This is a genomic window from Bifidobacterium aesculapii (genome assembly GCF_001417815.1).
Classification (GTDB): domain Bacteria; phylum Actinomycetota; class Actinomycetes; order Actinomycetales; family Bifidobacteriaceae; genus Bifidobacterium; species Bifidobacterium aesculapii.
Genome location: NZ_BCFK01000058.1, coordinates 1 through 6,816, shown reverse-complemented (window position 1 = coordinate 6,816; position 6,816 = coordinate 1). Strand labels below are relative to the sequence as shown.

General features: G+C 66.1%; 3 protein-coding genes and 2 pseudogenes. 3 read left to right on the top strand and 2 right to left on the bottom strand.

Features of this window, described 5'->3' with window-relative positions:
• Together BFAL_RS11625 and BFAL_RS08110 are read right to left on the bottom strand one after the other, a co-directional pair.
• Window positions 1-567, bottom strand: a pseudogene (locus tag BFAL_RS11625) (hypothetical protein); the annotation flags it as partial.
• A gap of 49 nt (window positions 568-616) precedes the next feature.
• Entirely contained in the window at window positions 617-1,627 is a 1,011-nt protein-coding gene (locus BFAL_RS08110; RefSeq protein WP_055427899.1) for a LacI family DNA-binding transcriptional regulator, read from the bottom strand.
• 329 nt (window positions 1,628-1,956) lie between these two features.
• On the opposite strand from BFAL_RS08110, the pseudogene BFAL_RS11815 reads away from it, so the two are divergent.
• The 3 genes and pseudogenes from BFAL_RS11815 to BFAL_RS08095 form a co-directional block, all read left to right on the top strand.
• Window positions 1,957-2,566: pseudogene (locus BFAL_RS11815) on the top strand (TetR/AcrR family transcriptional regulator); the annotation flags it as partial.
• Window positions 2,567-3,086: 520 nt separating this feature from the next.
• Entirely contained in the window at window positions 3,087-4,166 is a 1,080-nt protein-coding gene (locus tag BFAL_RS08100) for a glycosyltransferase family 2 protein (RefSeq protein ID WP_055427900.1), read from the top strand.
• A gap of 610 nt (window positions 4,167-4,776) precedes the next feature.
• Entirely contained in the window at window positions 4,777-6,147 is a 1,371-nt protein-coding gene (locus BFAL_RS08095; protein ID WP_055427898.1) for an IS481 family transposase, read from the top strand.
• The last annotated feature ends 669 nt before the right edge of the window (window positions 6,148-6,816 follow it).

The following is a 6,816-nucleotide window of genomic DNA, read 5'->3' as shown; positions in this document are numbered from 1 at the left end:
GGGGGGGGGTGGTGGGGGGGGGGGGGGGTGGGGGGGGGGGGGGGGTGGGGGGCGGCCGATGGATGCCGGCTTCGCGGCGGCCGGGGCGGGGGCGGGTTCCGGGGTTACGGTTTCCGATTTCGGTTCCGCTGCGGGCTCCGTCTGAACGGTCCCGGGCGCGGGCTCCGGCTCGGCAGGTTCCGAAACGGGTTCGGGCGCGGGCTCAGACGGTTCGGCAGGCGCCGTTTCCACGGCCGGTTCCGCCGCGACCGGTTCCGGCTCGGCGACCGGCACTTCCGTTTCCGACTCGGCGACCGGCTCTTCCGACGCCGGCACCGCTGCGGGTTCCGGCGCCCTCTTTCCGGCTTCCGAATCCTGCCCGCCGGCGGCCGACTCTGCCGCGACCTGCGATTCCCGCTCCGTCCGCTGCTCTTCCGCCTCACGCGCCTGCTGCTCGCGCAGCATGTCGCGCTCGGCGATCGTCTTGTCAAGGTCGCGTTTGCGCGACTTGGAGAACCAGACCGCCAGCAGGATCAGTACGATCGCTACGACGGCAACGCCAACCATGGCCAAAGTATTGCTGTCCATGGCCCCCAGTCTAACGGCCACCACCGCCACGGAATCGGCCTTCGGCCACCTACCGCGGGGCCGCGGCGACGGAACGGCGCCGGATGTAGACCGTAGGCACACGGTGGGTGTGGCCTCCGCCGCGCAGTCCGGACCGCATCGACTCGAGCAACAGTCCGACGCCCTGACGTCCCATGAGTTCCGGCTGCTGCGAGATCACGGCGACGTTCGGGGTCATCAGGCGGAACGGCGCGATGTCGTCGAACGACACCATCGACATATCGGCGCCGATCGCGACACCCTGCTCGTTCAACAGGCCGATCAAGGTGATCGCGTCGGGCGAATACCCGCACAGCACGGCCGTGACGTCGTGCGCGCGCAACGTGGCGCAGGCGTCGCGGCAGGAATCGTAGGAGGGGCCGCACGCGACGACCACGGCGTCTGTTCCGCCGAGCAGTTCCGCCGCGATCGCGCGGAACGCGGTCTCGCGCTCGTTGACGGAATACGAGCCAAGCGACGGGTGCGCGACGTAGCCGATGCGACGATGCCCCCTGGCGACGAGATCCTCCATCGCCGCGCGGATGCCCGGGTACGGGTCGGACACGACGAACGGCACCGATTCGACGCCCTGCACGCGCCGGTCCACGAACACCAGCGGCAGGTCGCGCGCGATCAGCGACCGCACACCGGGCGACTCGACGCCCTGCGGCACGACGATCGCGCCGTCGATGCGCTGCCCGAGCAGGTTCTCGATGAACGCGTCCTGCCGTTCCACGCTCTCCGACGACGTGCCGATCAGCGTGGACACCCCGCTGCGGTAGAACTCGTCCTCCATCGAGGAGACGAGGTCGGCGAAATACTGGTTGCGCAGGTCGGGCACGAGCAAACCGACGGTCTTCGCGCCGGACGACCGCATCGAGCGGGCGCGCTGGTCGGGTACGTAGCCCATCTCGCGCACGGTCTTGCGCACGAGCTCGCGCGTCTCGTCGGAGAAACGGCCCTTGCCGTGCAGAATCTGGGAGACGGCCGCGGCGGAGACGCCGGCCTCGCGCGCGACGTCGCGCAATGTCACGAACGCCATGTCGACCTCCTCGACGAGACGATTGGTATAACGTTATATCGCAGTGTACACCACGCCGCACGCGCGCGGTCACGTACGCACGCAACGACGCGTGCGACGCGACACGGCGGAGCGACGCGACACGAAGTGCCGTACGTGACGGCTCGGCGGGACGCGACGCGACGCGGGACGCGACGGTGCGGCAGGACGCGGGATGATGTGGCGAGAACAGCACGACATGAAGCGAAGCGACGCGGAGCAAACGGCGCACTGCGGCAAAACTGGCCCTGGGCGTACCGGGCATCGCGGACGTCTCGACTAAGCTGGTGCGCATGGCCAACTCCTCACGCATGACGTCGTACCAGCGGCGCGAACAACTCATCCGCATCGGACGTTCCCTCTTCGCCGCAAAAGGATTCGAAGCCGTCAGCGTGGAGGAGATCGCAAGCCACGCGAAAGTGTCGAAGCCAATCGTCTACGAGCATTTCGGCGGCAAGGAGGGACTCTACGCGGTAATCGTCGACCGCGAAATGCAGGCGTTGACGGCCACACTCACCGCCGCGCTCGAAGACCAGCAGATGCACCCCCGGCAGATCGTCGAACGCACGGCGCTCGCGCTGCTCACCTACATCGAACAGAACTCGGAAGGATTCCAGGTGCTGTCGCGCGACTCGCCGAGCACCGACCCCTCCGGATCGTTCAGCTCGCTGCTCGGCGACATCTCGCTGCGCGTCGAGGACCTGCTCACCGCCGCGTTCAAACGGCAGAAGCTCTCGCCGAAAGGCGTGCCCTACTACGCGCAGATGCTCGTCGGCATGACCGTATTCACCGGGCAGTACTGGGCGGACCGGCCGAAAGTCGACAAGGAGCAGCTCGCCGCCTACATCGTCGACCTCGCGTGGCACGGATTGAGCCGTCTCGACTCGAAGCCGAAACTCATCTTCGAGGGCGAACGCGCGGCGCGGACGCGCGCGAAGGAGGAACGACGGAACGCGGGCGGGCCGGGGGCGAGCGCGGACGATGGGACGGACGCGGGCGGGCCGGGGACGGACGCGGGCGCGGGCCCGGGCGCGAGTGCCGGCACGGGCGCGGAGACTACGTCGCCGGCGGCGGGGCACGTCGCAGGCGACGCGGCGAACACGATTCCGGAATCCGGTGACATGACGACCGTGGACGACGCAACAGAGGCCGCCGATGGCGCTGCGGGCAGGACTGCGGATGGCGCAGTGGGCAGAACTGCTGATGGAGCCGCAGGCAGTGTGGCGGACGGTGCCGCGGACGGTGATGACGGCACCGGCGCAGGCGAAAACAGAACATGAACCGTATGTGCAGGATATGCCCATAAGTCCCATCCGAGTGCGCCCGGTGCTAGGGTGAGGCGTTGACCGAACAGACCACATGTGACTTTCGAGGAACACGAAGACCTATGACGCAACCGGCTACGACACAACCGGCACCGAAGACGGCCGGCATGCCGCGCATGTCCAGCACAACCGAAAGCGGCGGTCCCGCAGCCACGCCGGTCGCCTCGCTCACCGGCAAGACGCTCACCTTCGTGGTCCCCGCCTACAACATGGAGAACTATCTCGAACGTTGCGTCCTGTCGCTCACTGCGACACGCCGCAACGACGACATCGAAGTGCTCATCGTCGACGACGGTTCCAAAGACTCCACGCTCGAAGTCGCGCGAACGTTCGAACGCCGCTTCCCGGGCATCGTGCGCGCCATCCACCAGAGCAACAAAGGCCACGGCGGAGCGGTGAACACCGGCATCGCGGCGGCGCGCGGCACCTACGTGAAGGTCGTCGACGCGGACGACTGGGTGGGGCCGGAATCACTCGAAGAAGTGATGACCGTACTGCGCGACGAAATCGACAGCGGCGAACCGGTCGACATGCTCGTCACCAACTACGTGTACGACAAAGTCGGCAAACGCCGCAAGCACGTGGTGAACTTCCGCCACGCGATGAAGGCCGGCAGGCGCCTCACCTGGGACGACATGGGGCATTTCGGACTGGCCGAATACATCCTCATGCATGCGCTGATTTTCCGCACGTCCGTCGTGCGCGCCTCGGGCATGCAGCTGCCGGAGCACACGTTCTACGTCGATTTCATCTACGCGTACCAGCCGTTCCCGTGGGTGCGGTCGCTGCGATACCTCGACACGCCGTTCTACCACTACTTCATCGGGCGCGACGGGCAGAGCGTGCAGACCGACGTGATGATCCGCCGCGTCGACCAGCTCATCCTCGTCAACCAGTGCATGGTGGAGGCGACGCCGGAACGCGGCAGCGTGCCGGACGGACTGTACAAGTACATGATCCACTTCCTCGCGATCGAAAGCTCCGTGGCGAGCGTGTTCCTGATTCTTTCGCGAGACAAGGAGAACTACGCGAAGAAGAAGCGGCTGTGGGCGGGCATCAAGGAGTACTCGCCGTCGATCTACCATGACGTGCGCCGCAAGCCGATGTCTCGCGCACTGAACCTGCGCGGCTCGGCCGGTCGGTACGTGATCCGCTGGGGCTACCGCGTCGCCGAACGCGTGGTCGGCTTCAACTGACGTAAGGGCGGTAGGAGGGCCACGCAGGAGGCGTGCGGGTGGTCCAGTCAGTCAGGGCGCATGGGGCGCGGTGAGCCGCGCGGGGCATCTCCAACCGGGCACCGGAAAGCCCTACGGCTCGAACCAAGTACCGGAAACCGTCCAACCCACAGATAACGGACGGTACAAGCCAATACCGAAGCCGCCCGGCCCAGACCGGACAGTGGAAAAGCCCCACGGTTCGGGCCGAACACCATGCACCGTTCCGTCTCACGAATAGCGGACGGCACCAGTCGCCACCGAAACCGCCCCAGCCCCAAACCCGACCCGACATCGGAAACCCCACGGTTCAAGCTCGGCGCCATAAACGTTGTTGAGTGTGGAACCGGCTCCGCACTCAACTCTGATTAAACGTTGCAGCGGGGTTGAGTGCAGAAAATGCGCCTCCCTCAACTCAAATTCGCGTGGTTTCCGGGTGAGTGCGGATGGGCTCCGCAGAATGGGCTCCGCACTGTCTAGTTCGAGCGGATGGTTGACGTATGTCTCGGGGGATGGTTGACACCGTGTCTTGGGGCATGGTTGACGGGTGTCTCGGGGCATGGTTGACAGGTCGGCGTCGGTTGATTGGTGTATGGATACACAATCACAGCAACAGACACCAGCGCATTCCAATGATGATGGTCCCGAGGCCCGTAGCGAGTTCCTGCGCAACAAGGCCATCGTCAACGCGATCCTCGCGGGCATGCCGGTCGCCGAGGCCGCCCGGCGCCACGGCGTCACCAGGCAGTGGGCGCACGAGCTGAGACGCAGGTACGGCAAGGATGGCGAAGCGGGGCTCCTGCCCCGCTCCAGGCGCGCGCGCCGTATCGCCAACAGGACCGGGAAGGAGACCAGGGAGCGGATCGTCGCGCTCCGGCGCGAGCTGGACGCCGCCGGTCTGGACTCGGGCCCGGAGTCCATCGCCGCCAGGCTGGAGCGCGAGGGCGTCAGGCCTCCGGCGAACTCCACGATCCACCGCATCCTCAAGCAGGCGGGCCTGGTGCGCCCCGAGCCGAGGAAGCGGCCCAGATCCGCGTACGCGAGGTTCGAGGCCGCGCTGCCCAACGAGACGTGGCAGTCGGACTTCACCCACTGGCCTCTCGCGGACGGCACGGACGCGCTCGTCGTCTCCTGGCTCGACGACCACTCCAGGTTCCTCCTGTACTCGCGCGCGTACGCGACGGTCACCATGAAGACCATCGAGGAGTCGTTCCGCCAGGCGTGCTCCCGGTACGGGATCCCCGCGTCCACGCTCACCGACAACGGCACCGTGTACACGACCCGCCTGCACTCGGCCGAACCGGGGTCGTTCGAACGCCTGCTCGCATTGATGGGCGTGCGCCGGAAGAACGGCAGCCCCTACCATCCCCAGACCCAGGGCAAGATCGGACGCTGGCACCGCACGCTCAAGCAATGGCTCACGGCCAGGCCCCTGGCCGCCGACCTCGACGAGCTCAACCGTCAGTTGGACGGGTTCCGCCGCGAGTACAACGAGGAGCGGCCCCACCGGGCCCTGGGCCGCCGCACCCCCAAGGAGGCGTACGAGGCCAAGGGCAAGGCAGGCCCCGACCCCGAGCTCGCCGTCCGCGAACAGGCCAGACGCGACGAGGAGGAACACCGAGAGGCCGGACGCGTGACGGCCCCGAGACGCAGGCCCGTCCCTGCCGCCGAACGCACGGAGCCCGAGCCCGTGGACGTGACCGTCCCGGCCCGCACGCACAAGACCGACCGACGCGGATGCATCACCCAGAAGGGCGGCGTCGCCCCGCTGCGCCGCATCATCGTCAACATAGGCAGGGAGAACGCCGGCAGGACGGTGGAACTGGCCATCGACCACGGCACCGTCATCGTCACCGACACCGCCACCGGCGAGATCCTCGCCGACCAAAGACTCGACACCACACGCGAATACCAATACCGCAGGCCACCGGCGAACGACAACGATGCCCCAGGACAGCAGTAAAGCATGCCCCAGGACACCCCGTCAACCATGCCCCGAGACAACACAGAATGGGCTCCGCACTCAACTGTGGTCTAACGTTTCACCAGGGTTGAGGGGAAGAGGAGCCCAGAATCACAATCCTTGGAAAATGGCCGTTTCTGCACGATGGGACTGGAAAGGTCTCACGGGGGCGCCCTCCCTCAAACCGAAAAGTCAGCCAAATCACGTTGAGGGTGGAATCGTCAACCATCCCCCGAGACATGCGTCAACCATCCGCTCGAACTAGACACTCGGTGCCATAAACCATTCGCACACCAATATCAGGCGACCTGCGTCACCACCATAGCCACCCCGCGCCCAGACCAGACTCCGAAAACCCACGGCTCGGCCCAGCCACTTATAGACCATATGGAACGAACCGAATACGAATACCTGTGTGCCCCCGGCTTGGCTCGATCGCCGGGAGCGGCATGCCTTGGGCTGTGACTCCATCGACACATGCGACCACTGGGCGAAAACCACGATTCCCATGGTTTTCCCAGCATTTACACACAACACGCTGAAGCGGCACATGTTTACTGGGAATCACGGTTGAACGACCGCAATAACTGAATCCCTTCTTCTCTCTTCTCTCTCAAGCCCGGTTCCCGCCGGGCTTTCTCTTTGCATGCCCTGTGCCCATGCCTACTC